11 protein-coding genes and 1 pseudogene are annotated in these 15,422 nt (G+C 75.3%); 9 read left to right on the top strand and 3 right to left on the bottom strand.

Features of this window, described 5'->3' with window-relative positions:
* Positions 1-28: 28 nt before the first annotated feature.
* The 4 genes and pseudogenes from Q2K19_RS17385 to Q2K19_RS17400 all read left to right on the top strand — a co-directional run.
* Positions 29-730 (top strand): annotated as a pseudogene (locus Q2K19_RS17385) (uridine kinase family protein); the annotation flags it as partial.
* Complete coding sequence (locus Q2K19_RS17390) at positions 720-2,072, top strand: dipeptidase (RefSeq protein WP_302772574.1); 1,353 nt, start codon at positions 720-722, stop codon at positions 2,070-2,072. The pseudogene Q2K19_RS17385 and the gene Q2K19_RS17390, both read left to right, overlap by 11 nt.
* 75 nt (positions 2,073-2,147) lie before the next feature.
* Positions 2,148-2,354, top strand: coding sequence for a hypothetical protein (locus Q2K19_RS17395; RefSeq protein ID WP_302762343.1), 207 nt, complete (start codon positions 2,148-2,150; stop codon positions 2,352-2,354).
* Positions 2,355-2,457: 103 nt separating this feature from the next.
* The gene (locus Q2K19_RS17400; protein ID WP_302762344.1) at positions 2,458-4,053 is read left to right on the top strand and encodes an ATP-dependent DNA ligase; all 1,596 of its coding nucleotides are present in this window, start codon (positions 2,458-2,460) and stop codon (positions 4,051-4,053) included.
* A gap of 21 nt (positions 4,054-4,074) precedes the next feature.
* Here the strand turns inward: Q2K19_RS17400 and Q2K19_RS17405 are convergent, their stop codons facing one another.
* Positions 4,075-4,899, bottom strand: a complete 825-nt coding sequence (locus Q2K19_RS17405; protein ID WP_302762345.1) for an SURF1 family cytochrome oxidase biogenesis protein — start codon at positions 4,897-4,899, stop codon at positions 4,075-4,077.
* 146 nt (positions 4,900-5,045) lie between these two features.
* Here Q2K19_RS17405 and Q2K19_RS17410 point away from each other — a divergent pair, with 146 nt between their 5' ends.
* Together Q2K19_RS17410 and Q2K19_RS17415 are read left to right on the top strand one after the other, a co-directional pair.
* Positions 5,046-6,413, top strand: a complete 1,368-nt coding sequence (locus Q2K19_RS17410) for a cobyrinate a,c-diamide synthase (RefSeq protein ID WP_302762346.1) — start codon at positions 5,046-5,048, stop codon at positions 6,411-6,413.
* Complete coding sequence (locus Q2K19_RS17415) at positions 6,410-6,979, top strand: GNAT family N-acetyltransferase (protein ID WP_302762347.1); 570 nt, start codon at positions 6,410-6,412, stop codon at positions 6,977-6,979. The genes Q2K19_RS17410 and Q2K19_RS17415 overlap by 4 nt, the downstream gene beginning before the upstream one ends.
* Before the next feature lie 99 nt (positions 6,980-7,078).
* Here Q2K19_RS17415 and Q2K19_RS17420 read toward each other — a convergent pair whose 3' ends face one another.
* Positions 7,079-9,214, bottom strand: a complete 2,136-nt coding sequence (locus Q2K19_RS17420) for a transglycosylase domain-containing protein (RefSeq protein ID WP_302762348.1) — start codon at positions 9,212-9,214, stop codon at positions 7,079-7,081.
* Between the two features lie 133 nt (positions 9,215-9,347).
* Here Q2K19_RS17420 and cobC point away from each other — a divergent pair, with 133 nt between their 5' ends.
* Genes cobC through cobA form a run of 3 tightly spaced genes read left to right on the top strand, consistent with a single transcriptional unit; the run spans position 9,348 to position 12,747 of the window.
* Positions 9,348-10,433, top strand: coding sequence for an Rv2231c family pyridoxal phosphate-dependent protein CobC (cobC, locus tag Q2K19_RS17425; RefSeq protein WP_302762349.1), 1,086 nt, complete (start codon positions 9,348-9,350; stop codon positions 10,431-10,433).
* Positions 10,433-11,509: a nicotinate-nucleotide--dimethylbenzimidazole phosphoribosyltransferase gene (cobT, locus tag Q2K19_RS17430; RefSeq protein WP_302772576.1), complete on the top strand. Its 1,077-nt coding sequence runs from the start codon at positions 10,433-10,435 to the stop codon at positions 11,507-11,509. The genes cobC and cobT overlap by 1 nt, the downstream gene beginning before the upstream one ends.
* Complete coding sequence (gene cobA, locus Q2K19_RS17435) at positions 11,506-12,747, top strand: uroporphyrinogen-III C-methyltransferase (RefSeq protein WP_302762350.1); 1,242 nt, start codon at positions 11,506-11,508, stop codon at positions 12,745-12,747. Before cobT ends, cobA begins: the two co-directional genes overlap by 4 nt.
* Positions 12,748-12,858: 111 nt before the next feature.
* On the opposite strand, the gene otsB is transcribed toward cobA, so the two are convergent.
* Positions 12,859-15,420, bottom strand: a complete 2,562-nt coding sequence (gene otsB / locus Q2K19_RS17440; protein ID WP_302772579.1) for a trehalose-phosphatase — start codon at positions 15,418-15,420, stop codon at positions 12,859-12,861.
* Positions 15,421-15,422: the final 2 nt, after the last annotated feature.

Genomic DNA, 15,422 nt, shown 5'->3' on the forward strand with positions numbered 1-15,422 from the left:
CGCCGGGCGCGGCGCTAGCGTCGGTCGGGTGACGGTGGCGGTGGTCGAGGCGTACGCCGGACTGGCCCGGCGGGTGCTCGCCGGACCGGCGCGGTTGGGGCCTACCCGGCTGGTGGCGGTCGACGGGCCGAGCGGCGCGGGCAAGACCGTCCTCGCGGCGCGCCTGGCGGACGCGCTCGCCGCGCTGGCCGGCGACCGGCCGCCGGTGGTCCGCACCGACGACCTGCTCGACGGCTGGGACGATCAGCTTACCTTCTGGTCCCGGCTGGAGGAGTGGGTGCTCGCGCCGCTGCGCTCGGGCCGGCCGGGGGCGTACCGCCGGTACAGCTGGGCGCGGGGGTGCTTCCTGGGCCCGCCGGTGCCGGTGTCGGCCGGACCGGTGCTCATCGTCGAGGGGGTGAGCGCGGCGCGGGCCCGGATCCGGCCCGAGCTGACCCTGTCGGTGTTCGTCACCGCGCCCGCCGAGCTGCGGCTGTCCCGCGCGCTGGCCCGGGACGGCGCGCAGATTTTGCCCGAGCTGCGCCGCTGGCACGCGGGGGAGCGCGCGCACTTCGCCGCCGACGGCACCGAGGCGGCGGCGGACCTCGTGGTCGACGGCGCCCCGGGCCTCCCGTACGACCCCGCCCGTTACTACGTCCGCCGCCCCTGACCAGGGGACGGGCTCGGACGGTGCCGGCGGTAAGGCCGGGCATACGATGCCGGTCATGACCACACCGATCATGTCCGAGTCCGAGGTGCGGGCCGCCGTCGAGCGGGAACTGCCCGGAGTCCGTGCCGACCTCGAACGCCTCGTCCGCATCCCGGGCATCGCCTTCGAGGGCTTCGACCACTCGCACCTGGAGCGCTCCGCCGAGGCGGTGGCGGAGCTGCTGCGCGGCTGCGGCCTCGACACCAAGATCGTGCGTTCCGGCGGCCAGCCGGCGGTGATCGGGCGGAAGCCCGCCCCGCCCGGCGCGCCCACCGTGCTGCTGTACGCCCACCACGACGTGCAGCCCGTGGGCGACCTGTCGCTGTGGGAGTCCGACCCGTTCGAGCCGGTGGAGCGGGACGGCCGCCTCTACGGCCGGGGCGCCGCCGACGACAAGGCCGGCATCATGGCGCACATCGCCGCGCTGCGCGCCTTCGGCGACCGGCTCCCGGTCGGCGTGGTCCTGTTCATCGAGGGCGAGGAGGAGTACGGCTCGGACTCGCTGGAGCAGCTGCTCGCCGCGCACCGCGACGAGCTCGCCTCGGACGTCATCGTCATCGCCGACTCCACCAACTGGGACGTCGGCGTGCCCGCGCTGACCACCTCGCTGCGCGGCATCGTCAACTGCTTCGTGGAGGTACGCACCCTCGACCACGCCGTGCACAGCGGCATGTTCGGCGGCGCCGTGCCGGACGCGCTCACCACGCTGGCCAAGCTGCTCGCCACGCTGCACGATGCCGTCGGTGACGTGGCCGTCGAGGGCCTGGTGGGCCGCGAGGGAGCCAGCGTTGACTACCCCGAGGACCGGTTCCGCGTCGAGGCCGGGCTGGTCTACGGGGCCGAACTCTTCGGCACCGGCCGGATCACCGACCGGCTCTGGACCAAGCCGGCCATCGCGGTGCTCGGCGTCGACGCCCCGGCCACCGGGGAGGCGCCGAACGCGCTGGTCCCGGCCGCCAAGGCCAAGCTGAGCGTCCGGCTGGCGCCGGGCGACGACCCGAAGCAGGCATACGCGGCGTTGATCGCGCACCTGGAGAAGCACGCGCCGTGGGGCGCGCAGGTGACGGTGACCTTCGAGCACGACGGCGCCCCCTGCGTCATCGACGCCACCGGCCCGATGTTCGACGCGGCGCGGGCGGCCTTCCGGGGCGCCTGGGACGGCATCGACCCGGTCGACATCGGCGTCGGCGGTTCGATCCCGTTCATCGCGACCTTCCAGGAGATGTTCCCGGCCGCGGCGATCCTGGTGACCGGCGTCGAGGACCCGGAATCCCGGGCGCACGGGCCGAACGAGAGCCTGCACCTGGGGGAGTTCGCCCGGGTCTGCCTGGCCGAGGCGCTGCTGCTGGCCAAGGTCGCCGAGGCGGGCGCGACCCTGGGTTGACCGCCAGCCGTAACTTCGCCGCCGATGTCGGAGTTTGCCGTGTGTCGGCCGGGCGGGTGTTGTAGCCTCTCGAACATGCGTACGAATGACGAGATGGCGCGGCTCCAGGCCGCCGTCAGCGCTCTGGGGGACGTCGATGTCTCCGCGTGGCCCGAGGACACGCTCAAGGAACAGCTCGGCGACCTGTCCGCCGCGCTGGTCACGCTCGACACGCTGCTCAGCCGGGTCGCCGACGAGGTCCGCTCGCGCGGCCTGCGGATCGAGGAGCCGGTCTCGGTCTGACCGGGACCGGTCCGCCCGACGGTCCACCTCTTGTGGCGGCCGCACCCGACCAGGGTGGCGTCGCCGGCCGGGATGCCCCGCGGTGTCGGGGGTGGCTGGCAGGATGAGGTCCGTGCGGTTCCTCGACCTGGCGGCCACCTCCGCCGCGGTGGGCGCCACCAGCGGCCGGCGGGCCAAGGTGGAGCTGCTCGCCGCGGCGCTCCGGTCGCTCGACCCCGACGAGGTCCCGGCCGGTGCCGGCTACCTCGCCGGGGAGCTGCGGCAACGGCAGACCGGGGTGGGCTGGGCGAGCCTGCGTGAGCTGCCGCCGCCGGCGACCGAGCCGACCTTGACCGTGGCCGGGGTCGACGCGGCGATCGACGAGATCGCCGGGGTCCGCGGCGCGGGCTCCCAGGCCCGCCGCCGGGAGCTGGTCGGCCGGCTCTTCGCCGCGGCCACCGCCGACGAGCAGCGGCTGCTGGCCGGGCTGTTCCGCGGTGAGCTGCGCCAGGGTGCCCAGGCCGGCCTGCTCGCCGACGCGGTGGCCCGGGCCGCCGAGGTGCCGGTCACGGCCGTGCGCCGGGCCCTGCTGCTCGCCGGTGACCTGCGCGCGGTGGCGGTCGCCGCGCTCACCGGCGGTGCCGCGGCGCTGGCCGGCTTCGGGCTCCAGGTCGGCCGGCCGCTGGCGCCGATGCTGGCGCAGAGCGCCCCCACCGTGGACGAGGCGCTGACCGCCACCGGCATCCCGGCCGTGGTCGACGTCAAGCTCGACGGCATCCGCATCCAGGTGCATCGCTCGGGGCAGGACATCGCGATCTTCACCCGCAGCCTGGACGACATCACCACCCGGCTCCCCGAGGTGGTGGCCGCCGTGCGCGCGCTGCCCGCCCGGGAGCTGGTGCTCGACGGCGAGGCGATCGGGTTGGACGCCGAGGGCCGGCCGCTGCCCTTCCAACAGACCTCCAGCCGGGCCGCCCGGCGCACCACGCCCAGCACCACCGGGCCCACGCCGGTGGCGGCCGCGGTGCTCGCCGCCGCCGACCGGACCGGCGACGCGGTGCTCACGCCGTACTTCTTCGACCTGCTGCACCTCGACGGCGCGGATCTGATCGACCTGCCGGGCCGGGAGCGCTGGGCGGCCCTGGCCCGCGTGGTCGACCCGACGCTCCTGGTCGGCCGGGTGGAGGTGGACGGCCCGGAGGCGGCCGGGGCGGCCTTCGCGGCCGCGATCGAGGCCGGCCAGGAGGGGGTGGTGGTCAAGGATCCGGCCGCCCCCTACGACGCCGGGCGGCGCGGGTCGGCCTGGGTCAAGGTCAAGCCGCGGCACACCCTGGACCTGGTGGTGCTGGCGGTCGAGTGGGGCAGCGGCCGGCGGCAGGGCTGGCTCTCCAACCTGCACCTCGGCGCGCGTGACCCGCGCACCGGCGAGTTCGTCATGCTGGGCAAGACGTTCAAGGGGCTCACCGACGAGCTGCTGCGCTGGCAGACCGAGCGCTTCCTCGACCTGGCGGTGGAGAAGGGCGACTGGGTGGTCCGGGTCCGCCCGGAGCAGGTGGTCGAGATCGCCTTCGACGGGGTGCAGACCAGCCGCCGCTACCCGGGCGGCATGGCGCTGCGCTTCGCCCGCGTGGTGCGCTACCGGGACGACAAGACCGCCGCCGAGGCCGACACCATCGACCACGTCCGCGCCATCCACGCCGGCCGGGTCACCACCGGCTGAGGCCGGCCGGCGGGAACCGGGTCAGGCGGAGGCGCTGGACGTCGGCTCGGCGGCCCGGTCGACCGGTGTCCGCGGCCCGTCGAGGCCGGCCATCCGGCGCGCCTCGCGGCGGGCCACCCAGCCGTAGCCGACGAGGCTCATGCCGGCGAAGAGCCACCACTGCACCACGTAGCCGAAGTTCTGCCAGTTGTTGGTGTGGCCGATCGGGACGGCCTGGAACGCCGCGTCGGCGGCCGGCGCCTGCTGGTCGAGCAGCACGTAGCCGCCGGCCACCGGGTAGGGGAGCTGCTTCGCGATCCGGGGGATGCTGATCCGCCGGGTCTCCAGCTTGCCGTCGCGCCGGTCGACCGCGCCGCCGCCGCTCTCGCTGGACACCACCCGGCCGGTGACCGTGACGTTGCCGGTCGGCGCGGCCGGGACCGCCGGCTGGGTGGTGGCGCCGCCGCCCGGGACCGTCGGGATCCAGCCCCGGTCTACCAGCACCGCGCTGCCGTCGGCGAGGACGAGCGGGGTGAGCACCTCGAAGCCGACCTCGCTGTCGACCGTACGGCCGCGGACCAGGACGATGTTCGCGCTGTCGTACCGACCGGTGGCGGTCACCTTGGTCCAGGTGACCCGGTCGGCCGGGGCGGGGCCGGTGCTGCCGGCTCCGCCGGTCGGCGCGGGCAGGGCGTCGCGCAGCGGCGCGGGGGTCATCGTCGAGCCGGCGTCGATCCGCTCGTTGATCGCCGTACGACCGTGGTAGCGGTCCAGCTGCCAGTTGCCGAGGAACACCATCAGCGCGGCGGCGACCAGGGTCAGCGCGAGATAGCCCAGCCAGCGCGGGGTCAGCAGGAACCGGTACACGTCAGGAAGGCTACCCGTACGAGCCGGGCCACTGACCTGCGCCGGGCGATCTGCCGGGGCGGAACCGGCCGGTCGGCGACCGTCGCGTGTCGGCTCGGCCGGGTATGGTCACGCGGGCGGAAACCACCCCAGACCAGGAGTCGATGATGACCGTCGTGCCGCGCGTCGTGCTGAGCGCTCCCTCGTCGGGGCACGGCACCGGTGCCCTCTCGCTCGGACTGCTCGCCGCGCTCGCCGACCGGGGGCTGGACGTGGCCGGTTTCAAGATCGGTCCGGACCAGGTGGACGCGGCGTACCTGGGGCTGGCCGCCCGGCGTCCGGGGCGCATCCTGGATCCGCGGCTGGTCGGCCCGGAGCGGATCGCGCCGCTCTTCGCGCACGGCGCGGCCGGGACCGGGTTCGCGCTGGTCCAGGGCACCATGGGCCTCTACGACTCGATCTCCGGCCGCCCCGAGGCGGAGTCCACCGCCGCCGTCGCCACGGCGCTGCGCAGCCCGGTGGTGCTGGTGGTGGACGTGGCCGCGATGGGCCAGTCGGTGGCCGCCCTGGTGCACGGCTTCCGCTCCTACGACGAGCAGCTGTGGTTGGGCGGTGTGATCCTCAACCGGGTGGCGTCGCCCCGGCACGAGGCGATGCTGCGCGAGGCGCTCGACGACGTCGGCGTGCCCGTCTACGGCGCGCTGCGCCGGCACGAGCTGCCCCCGGTGCTCCCCGCCCGCCGGCACGGCACGGTCCCGGTGGTCCAGCGGGACGGCGAGGCGGAGCGCGCGGTGCGCCGGCTCGGCGAGGCGGTGGCCGCCACCGTCGACCTGGACCGGCTGCTGGCGCTGGCCCGTTCCGCGCCGGCGCTCACCGTCGAGCCGTGGTCGCCGGAGCCGGCCGGGGGCCCACCGGCCGGGGAGCGGCCCGTGGTCGCGCTCGCCGGCGGCCCGGGCGGCAGCTACAGCCACCCGGAGACCGCCGAGCTGCTCCGCGCCGCCGGAGCGGAGGTGGTCCCGGTCGACCCGCTGCGCGACGAGGCGCTGCCCGCCGGGACCCGGGCGCTGGTCGTCGGCGGCGGCCTGCCGGAGGCGTACGCGGACCGGCTCTCCGCCAACCGTCGGCTCTGCATCGCCGTGGCCGAGCTGGCCCGGACCGGCCGGCCGGTCATCGCCGAAGGCGCCGGCCTGCTCTGGCTGGCCCGGGAACTGGACGGGCTGCCCATGTGCGGGGTGCTCGACGCGATCGGGGCGAGCCGGGACGGCGTGGTGATCGGCTACCGGGAGGCGACCGCCCGGACCGACAGCGTGGTCGCCCCGGCCGGCAGCACGGTCGTCGGGCACAAGCAGCACGCCGCCGTGCTCACCCCGCGGGCGGGCGAGCGGGCCGCGTGGAGCTGGGAGGGTGGCGCCCCGGAGGGCTTCGTCTGGCGGGGCGTGCACGCCTCGCAGCTCGTGCCGCACTGGGCCGCGTACCCGGAGATCGCGGCCCGGCTGGTCGCGGCGGCCGTGGCCCCGGCGGAGGCCCCGGCGTGATCGGACAGGTGGCCGTCCGCCGCTTCCCGGCGCTGACCGTCTCCACCCCGCGCACCGAGGTGCGCCCGCTGGCGGCGGCGGACGCCGCGGCGGTCGACGAGGTGTTCGCGGACCGGCGGACCCAGCGCTGGCTGCCGCTGGCCGACGCGTCCGGGCAGATCGACGGGCGGGCATGGTGCACCGAGCTCGCCCGGCAGCGCCGGGACGGCGGCGACGGCGACCACTACGGGGTGGTTCGCCGGGAGGACCAGCGGCTGGTCGGCTGCCTCTGGACCCGCCGCACCGACTGGGGCGCCCGGCTGACCGAGGTGTCGTACGCGATCGCGCCGCACGCCCGGGGGTACGGCCTGGCCGCCGAGGCGGTGGACGCGGTGGCCATCGCGCTGATCCTGGAGCACGGCTTCCAGCGGGTCGAGCTGCGGGTGGCGCCGGGGAACGTGGCCTCCCGGCGGGTGGCCGAGAAGGCCGGCTTCAGCTACGAGGGCCTGTTGCGCAACGCCGGCTTCGTCCGGGGCGCCCGGGTCGACCTGGAGCTCTGGTCCTTCGTGGCCGCCGACCTGCGCTGAGCGCCGGTGAACGCGGTCAAGAGGTTCGCGGACGCCGGCCGCGAACCTCTTGACCATCAGCCCGGGCGCACCCCCGGGCCGTCGGGCGACGGCTCCGCCTCAGCCGACGATCTGGTCGGACGGTGGGGTGAACTGGCGGGTGGGCTTGCCCTTGAGCGCGTCGCGCAGGGTCGTCGCCACCGCGTCGACGGGCACCTGGGACAACCCGTCACCCACCGCGTTGAACGGGTTGTCCGGGTCGGCGATGAAGCTCGCCGCGGCCAGCTCCGGGGTGTAGCCGACGAACCAGGCGGACCGGGTGCTGTCGGTGGTACCCGTCTTACCGGCGACCGGGCGGCCGACCGTGCCCCGGACGCTGTCGGCGGTCGACCAGCCGCCGCAGCCCCCCTTGGCCGGGCTGTCGCCGGTCGGGCAGCGGGCGGCGTCGGTGGCGGCCCGGGCGGCGTCCGCGCTGACCACCTGCCGGCAGCGCGGCTTGGCGACCTCCCGCTCCACCCCGCCGGCGGTGGTGTACATGGCCGGCGTGCCGTCCCGGTTGAGGATCGAGTTCACCGGGATGGCCTCGCAGTACCGGCCGTCGGCGGCCACCGTGGCGTACGCGTTCGCCATCTCCAGGGGAGTGGCGTCGGAGACGCCCAGGGTGAACGCGCCCCACTTGTTCGCCTTGTCCGGCGCGGCGTGCTCGCGGTCCACGTCGGTACGCCAGCGCAGCCCGAGCTGCTCGGCCAGGCGCACCCCCTTCTCCGCGCCGACCTTCTCCTCCAACTGCACGAAGAAGGTGTTCACCGACTTCCCGAAGCCGGACCACATGGTCTGCACGCCGGTCATCGCGCCGCTGGCGTTGACCGGGGCCCACCCGTCGTAGATGGCCGACTGGTACTTGAACGGCGAGTTGATGGTGTCGGAGAGCTTGGTCCCGGAGTTGAGCGCGGCGAGCATCGTGAACATCTTGAACGTCGATCCGGCCTGGTATCCGGGGAGGGTGCCCCCGCCGAGCAGCGGCGCGACCGTGTTCGGATAGTTCGCCTTGACCTTCGGGCCGGCCTCCGGGTTGGAGCTGTTCGGGTTCTCGCTCAGGTCGAGCGAGTAGGTCCGGTTGACCGCCATGGCCTTGATCCGTCCGGTGCCCGGTTCGGCGACCACGATGCCGTTGGCGAATGGGCTGCCGGTGGCGTCCTTGGCACCCACGTTCTTCTCCGCCGCGTCCTGGATCTTCGGGTCGAGGGCGAGCACGATGCGGTAGCCACCGCGGCGCAGCTTGTCCATCCGTTCCAGCCGGTTGGCGCCGAACGCGGGCTGCGAGCTCCACCAGTTCTTCAGGTAGTCGCAGTAGAAGCCCCAGGTCGCCCGGTACTTCTCCAGCAGCGAGGCGCAGTCGTTCGGCGGGTTGGTGAGCTTGAGCCTGATCGGCTCGGCCTTGGCCTGTGCGACGGCGTCGGGCGACAGGTAGCCGAGGCGGGCCATGTTGTCGAGCACGTAGTTGCGCCGGCCGGTGGCGTCCTTCTGGTCGGAGGTGATCGGGTCGTACTCCGACGGGGACTTGACCAGGCCGGCGACGGTGGCCGCCTCGACCGGGGTGAGGGTGGCCGGGGTCTTGGAGAAGAAGATCTGCGCGGCCGCGTAGATCCCGTACGCCCGGTGGCCGAAGTAGGCCGAGTTGAGGTAGCGCTCGAGGATCTGCTCCTTGCTGAGGTGCTTCTCGATGTCCAGCGCCATCCGCATTTCCTTGACCTTGCGCAGGCTGGTCTGCTGGGTGGCCTCCTGGACCTCCTTCGGCGTCTTGGCGCTGTCCCGCAGGGCCATCCGGACGTACTGCATGGTCAGGGTCGAGGCGCCCTGGGAGACGCCGCCGGAGCGGGAGTTGGCCACGAAGGCGCGGGCCACGCCCTTCGGGTCGACGCCGTGGTGCTGGTAGAAGCGGTTGTCCTCGGCGGCGACGATCGCCTGCTGGACGTTCGGCGAGATGTCCTCGATCTTGGTGTACTGGCGGTATTCCTCGTAGAACATCGTCAGCACGGTCGTGCCGTCCGGCGCGTAGAGGTACGACGTCTCGGCGGGTAGCGCGGACTTCAGGATGTTCGTCTTCTGCTCCACGGCGTGCGCGGTGGCCTTGGCGCCGATGCCCGTGACGGCGGCCAGCGGGTAGAGCGCGGCGGCGACCACGATGCCGGCGATCAGTCCGGCGCGGAGGAGGGGAACGGCACGACCGGCGGAGGCGAGGGGTCGATTGCTCACGTGGTCAAGCTATGACATTTCCGATTCGGAAATGAGAAGAATTCATAAACGGGCGAGCGGGCGGAGCGGTGGTGACGCGCCCCACGCCGGGATCCGCTGTCCCGCGCGGCGGCTTCCCGGCAGGATCGCGGACATGCGTGCTCAGCTCACCGGGGTGCCGCCCGCCCCGCCCGACGAGCCCGACCTCGGCCACCACGGGGACGTCGAGGCCACGCCCGGTCTGGTCGACCTGGCGGTCAACGTCCGCCGCGCCCCCATGCCCGACTGGCTGGCCGACCCGCTGGTCGCCGCGCTGGCCGAGCTGGCCGCCTACCCGGATCCCGCCCCGGCCCGGGCCGCCGTCGCCGCCCGGCACGGGCGTCCCCCGGAGGAGGTACTCCTCACCGCCGGTGCGGCCGAGGGCTTCGTGCTGATCGCCCGGGCGTTGCGCGAGGCCCGCCGCCCGGTGGTGGTGCACCCGCAGTTCACCGAGCCGGAGGCCGCCCTGCGGGCCGCCGGCCACCGGGTCGAGCGCGTGCTGCTCGACCCGGCGGACGACTTCCGGCTCGACCCGGCCCGGGTGCCCGCCGACGCCGACCTGGTGATGGTCGGCAACCCGACCAACCCCACCTCCGTGCTGCACCCCGCCGAGGCGCTCGCCGCGCTGGCCCGCCCCGGCCGGGTGCTGGTGGTCGACGAGGCGTTCGCCGACACCACCCGCACCCCGGGCACGGAGGGCGAGCCGGAGTCCCTCGCCGCCCGGCGGGACCTGCCCGGCCTGGTGGTGGTCCGCAGCCTGACCAAGACCTGGGGGCTGGCCGGGCTGCGCGTCGGCTACCTGCTCGGTGAGGCGGCGCTGCTCGCCCGGTTCGCCGCGGCCCAGCCGCTCTGGGCGGTCTCCACCCCGGCGCTCGCCGCCGCGACCGCCTGCGCGTCCCCGGCCGCCGTCGCGGCCGAGCGCGCCATCGCCGCCGGGCTCGCCGCCGACCGCGCGCACCTGGTGGCGCGCCTGTCCGGCCTGCCCGGCGTACGCGTCGCGGGCCGCCCGGCCAGCGCCTTCGTCCTGGTCCACCTGCCCGGCGCCGCAGCGGTGCGGGAGCGGCTGCGCGAGCGAGGCTGGGCGGTACGCCGGGGCGACACCTTCCCCGGGCTCGGCCCGGACTGGCTGCGGATCGCGGTACGCGATCCGGCGACGACCGACGCGTTCACCGGCGCGCTGGCGGAGATCCTGGAGGCATGATGTTGGAGTCCACCGTTGCGGCGATCCGGCCGCTCGACGAGGCCGCGATGGCGGCGGCCCGTGACCTCCAGGGCCGGCTCACCAAGCCCGCCGGTTCGCTCGGCGCCCTGGAGCCCCTCTCGGTACGCCTCGCCGGGCTGGCCGGGACCTGCCCGCCGCCGCTGCCCGAGCCGGCCGCGGTGGCGATCTTCGCCGGCGACCACGGCGTGCACGCCCAGGGCGTCACCCCGTGGCCGCAGGAGGTCACCGCCCAGATGATCGGCAACTTCCTGGCCGGTGGCGCGGTCGTCAACGCGTTCGCCCGGCAGGCCGGCGCCACGGTCACCGTGGTGGACGTCGGCGTGGCCACCCCGCTGCCGGTGGAGCCGCCGGCCGGCGCCGACCTGGCCGCGCCCCGTCTGATCCCCGCCAACGTCCGCGCCGGCACCCGGGACCTGACCGTCACCGCCGCGCTCACCCGGGACGAGGCCCGCGCGGCCGTGGAGACCGGCATCCGGGTCGCCGGGGAGCTGATCGACGCCGGGGTGGCCATCCTGCTCACCGGCGACATGGGCATCGGCAACACCACCCCGGCCGCGGCGCTGGTCGCCGCGTTCACCGGCGCCGACCCGGCCGAGGTGACCGGGCGCGGCACCGGGGTGGACGACGAGACGTACGCCCACAAGGTCGCCGTGGTGCGGGCCGCGCTGGGCCGGCACGCCCCGGACCCGGCCGACCCGCTGGGCGTGCTGGCCGCCGTCGGCGGCCTGGAGCACGCCGCGCTGGCCGGGCTGATCCTCGGCGCCGCCGCCCGCCGGGTGCCGGTGCTGCTGGACGGCGTGATCGCGGTCAGCGCCGCGCTGGCCGCCGCCGCGTTCGCGCCGGACGCGGTCGGGGCGATGGTCGCCGGGCACCGGTCCGCCGAGCCGGGCGCCACGGCGGCGCTGCGCCACCTCGGCCTCGACCCGCTGGTCGACCTCGGGCTGCGCCTCGGCGAGGGGACCGGCGCGCTGCTGGCGTTGCCCGTCGTCACCGGCGCGGTCCGGGTGCTGCACGAGGTGGCCACCTTCGACTCGGCGGGTGTGGCGGAGAAGTGACCAGCCCCTACCCCCTCGGCCTGCGGCTTTCCGGCCGGCGGGTGGTCGTGGTGGGCGGGGGAGCGGTGGCCACCCGGCGGGTTCCCGCGCTGCTCGACGCCGGCGCGGACGTCCTGCTGGTGGCGCCGGAACTCACCCCGGCGCTGCGGGCGCACGTGGACGCCGGCCGGCTGCACTGGGCGGCCCGCCGGTTCCGCCCCGCCGACCTGGACGGCGCCTGGCTGGTCCAGGTGGCGGTGGACGATCCGGTCGCCGCCGCCGGGGTCAGCGCCGCCGCCGCCGAGCGCCGGATCTTCTGCGTACGCGCCGACGACCGGGCGGCGGCCACCGCGTGGACCCCGGCGGTGACCCGCCACGGCCCGGTCACCGTGGCGGTGCTCGGCGGCGGCGACCCGCGCCGCGCGATGACCGTCCGCGACGCCGTCCGCGACCTCCTGGGTGCAAGGAAGGGCCCCCTCTTAACGCCTGCGGTAGAGGAGGGGTCCCCGGTTAACGCCGGCGGCCGGGTGGCGCTGGTCGGGGCGGGGCCGGGCGACCCGGAGCTGATCACCCTGAAGGGCTGGCGGCTGCTCACCGATGCGGACGTGGTGGTCGCCGACCGACTGGTCCCCGGGCTGCTCCTCGACGAGCTGCGCCCGGACGTCGAGCTGGTCGACGCCTCGAAGATCCCGTACGGGCCGTCCCGGGCCCAGGAGGAGATCAACCGGATCCTGGTGGACCGGGCGCTGGCCGGGAAGACCGTGGTGCGGCTCAAGGGCGGCGACCCGTACGTCTTCGGCCGCGGCGGGGAGGAGTTGCTGGCCTGCGCCGAGGCGGGCGTGCCGGTGACCGTGGTGCCCGGGGTGACCAGCGCGGTCGCGGTTCCGGCGGTGGCCGGCGTGCCGGTCACCCACCGAGCGGTGGCGCACGAGTTCACCGTGGTCTCCGGGCACGTCGCGCCCGACTCGCCGGCCTCCCTGGTCCGCTGGGATGCCCTCGCCGGCCTGCGCGGCACCCTGGTGATCCTGATGGGCCTGAAGAACCTCGCCGCGATCGCCGCGACCCTGGTCGGGCACGGGAAGCCGGCGGAGACCCCGGTCGCCGTGGTGCAGGAGGGCACCACCGCCGGGCAGCGCACGCTGCGGTCGACGCTGGGTCAGGTGGCCGCCGACGTGGCCGCCGCGGGCCTGCGCCCGCCGGCGGTGGTGGTGGTCGGCGACGTGGTGGACGCCCTCCTCGGCGGCCGGCCCGAGTCCTGAGCCGCCCGCCCCGACGACTGGGCGCAGACGGCGTCGGTCGGCCGTGCGGTGGGCATCGACGACGGCGGCGGGAGACCGAGGTCTCCCGCCGCCGCGTGCGCTCCGCTCAGGTCACTGCTTGAGCATGTTGTCCAAGATCAGGGCGCAGCGGACCAGGCCGAGGTGGCTGTAGGCCTGCGGGTGGTTGCCCAGGCCGCGCTCGGCGAGCGGGTCGTACTGCTCGGGGAGCAGGCCGGTCGGTCCCGCCGTGTCGATCATCTGGGCGAACAGCTCCTCCGCGTCGGTCCGCCGGCCGGTGCGCAGGTACGCCTCGATCAGCCAGGACGTGCAGATGTGGAAGCCGCCCTCCCGGCCGGGCAGGCCGTCGTCCCAGTGGTACCGGTAGACGACCGGGCCGCTGCGCAGGTCCGCCTCGATCTTCAGCACGGTCGACAGGAAGCGGGGGTCGTCGCCCGCCAGCAGGCCGGAGATGCCGATCCAGAGCGACGAGGCGTCCATCTCCTCGTACCCGTACGCGACGCTGTAGGCCTCGGCCTCCTCGTGCCAGCCGTGCTCCAGCACGTTGGCGGCGATCCGGTCGCGCAGCTCCACCCACTCCGGCCGGTCCTCGCCGCCGTGCTGGCGCACCACGTGCAGCGCCCGGTCCACGGTCATCCAGAGCATGACCTTCGAGAAGACGTGGTGCCGCGGCGGGAGGCGGGCCTCCCAGATGCCGTGGTCGGGCTCGTGCCAGCGGCGGCGGACCGCCTCGACCATGTTCTCCAGCACCCGCCACTCGTCCTCGCGCACCGAGCCCCGGGCGTCGGCCACCGCGGCGATCAGGTCGGCCACCGGGCCGAAGACGTCGAGCTGGAGCTGGTGGTTGGCCAGGTTGCCGACCCGGACCGGCCGGGAGCCGGCGTAGCCGGGCAGGGTGTCGATGACCGCCTCGGCGCCCAGCTCGTACCCGTCGACGGTGTAGAGCGGGTGCAGCCGCTCCGGGTGCCCGCCGGTGCGCTCGATGACGCCGTCGATCCAGCGCAGCAGCCCTTCCGCCTCCTCGGTGGAGCCGAGGTCGACCAGGGCCCGGGCGGTCATCGCCGCGTCCCGCAGCCAGCAGTAGCGGTAGTCCCAGTTCCGCACGCCGCCCAGCTCCTCGGGGAGCGAGGTGGTCGCCGCGGCGAGGATCGAGCCGGTCGGCCCGTGGCAGAGCCCGCGCAGGGTGAGCGCGCTGCGGGCCACCAGGTCCCGGGCGGTGGCGGGCAGCCGCAGCGAGGCCACCCAGTCCTTCCAGGGCTGCTCGGCGGCGGCCTGCCGCTCGTGGATCGGCACCCGGTGGTGTTCCACGCTGTGGGTGCCGAAGCGCAGCTCCAGCACCACCTGGCCGCCGGCGGCACGCAGGTCGACGACCGCCTTCGCGCTCTCGTTCACCCCGTCGCTGGTGACCTGCCACTCGACGCCGGGGGAGTAGAGCGCGACCGGCTCGTTGGAGCCGAGCACCAGCAGCCCGTCGTCCAGCGGCTGGAGCTGCACCGCGACCTGGCCGAACTCGGGGCGCGGGGCGAACTCGATCCGGGCCCGGCCGGTGCCGCTGAGCACCCGGACCAGCGTGGAGTCGCCGGTGACGACCGCCGGGCCGTCGGGGGTGGTCTCCCGGGCGGGCAGGTCCAGCCAGTCGGTGACGGTCAGGCCGGACCAGCGGGTCTCCACCGTCATCGTGTTGCTGCGGTAGCGCTGGCCGAGGGGGATGCCGCCGCGCTCGGGGGCCACGCTGAAGTGCCCCGCCGGGCTGCCGCCGACCAGATCGGCGAAGATCGCGGCCGAGTCGGGCTTGGGGTGGCAGAGCCAGGTGATCTTGGCGTCCGGGGTGACCAGCGCGACGGTCCGCCCGTTGGCCAGCATCGAGTGCCGCTCGATCGGCACCGCCCGCTCGCCGAAGAGCCAGTGCCGCCGGGTCTCCAGCAGCAGGCCCAGCGCCCGGGCCGCCTCGATCGGCTCGGCCACCCGGTAGTCGGCCTGGGTGTCGCCGGGACCGATCTTGATGCCGACGTCCGGCCCGTGCAGGTTGCCGAAGGCGTTCTCGTCGGTGACGTCGTCGCCGATGAAGAGCACCGCGCTCGCCGCGAGCTGGGTGCGGAGCTGGTCGACCGCGGTGCCCTTGTGGGTGGCCACCACCGACAGCTCAATGACCTCCTTGCCCTGGGTGACGGTGACGTCGTCCCAGGTGGCGGGGCCGCTGCGGACCGCGTCGACGGCGGACGCGGCGATCTGCGGGTCCAGCCCGCGGGTGTGCACGGCGACGCTGGCCGGCTTGCGCTCCAGGCGTACGCCCGGGTGGGCCGCGGCGATCTCGCGCAGCGCGTCCCGCAGCCGGGTCCGGGTCGCGATCAGCTCGGGGGAGAGCCGCTCGACGAAGCCGATGTCGAACTCGGAGCCGTGGCTGCCGACCAGGTGCACCTCGCTCGGCAGCCGGGAGAGCGCGGCCAGGTCGCGCAGCGCGCGGCCGGAGACCACCGCGACGGTGGTCTGCGGCAGCGAGGCCAGCGCGCGGATCGCGGCCACCGACTCGGGCAGCGGTACGGCCTTGCTCGGGTCCTCGACGATCGGGGCCAGGGTGCCGTCGTAGTCGCAGGCGACCAGGAGTTGCGGGACGCGGGCGATCCGGCCGATGGCAGCGCGCAGCTCGGGATCCATCA

The organism is Micromonospora sp. NBRC 110009 (assembly GCF_030518795.1).
GTDB lineage: Bacteria > Actinomycetota > Actinomycetes > Mycobacteriales > Micromonosporaceae > Micromonospora.

Excerpts from the sequence above, each read along its gene's own strand:
- Q2K19_RS17400 (WP_302762344.1), top strand. The coding sequence starts at position 2,458 with ATGAGGTCCGTGCGGTTCCTCGACCTGGCGGCCACCTCCGCCGCGGTG.
- cobT (WP_302772576.1), top strand. The coding sequence starts at position 10,433 with ATGTTGGAGTCCACCGTTGCGGCGATCCGGCCGCTCGACGAGGCCGCG.
- Q2K19_RS17395 (WP_302762343.1), top strand. The coding sequence starts at position 2,148 with ATGCGTACGAATGACGAGATGGCGCGGCTCCAGGCCGCCGTCAGCGCT.
- Q2K19_RS17410 (WP_302762346.1), top strand. The coding sequence starts at position 5,046 with ATGACCGTCGTGCCGCGCGTCGTGCTGAGCGCTCCCTCGTCGGGGCAC.
- otsB (WP_302772579.1), bottom strand. The coding sequence starts at position 15,420 with ATGGATCCCGAGCTGCGCGCTGCCATCGGCCGGATCGCCCGCGTCCCG.
- Q2K19_RS17390 (WP_302772574.1), top strand. The coding sequence starts at position 720 with ATGTCCGAGTCCGAGGTGCGGGCCGCCGTCGAGCGGGAACTGCCCGGA.
- cobC (WP_302762349.1), top strand. The coding sequence starts at position 9,348 with ATGCGTGCTCAGCTCACCGGGGTGCCGCCCGCCCCGCCCGACGAGCCC.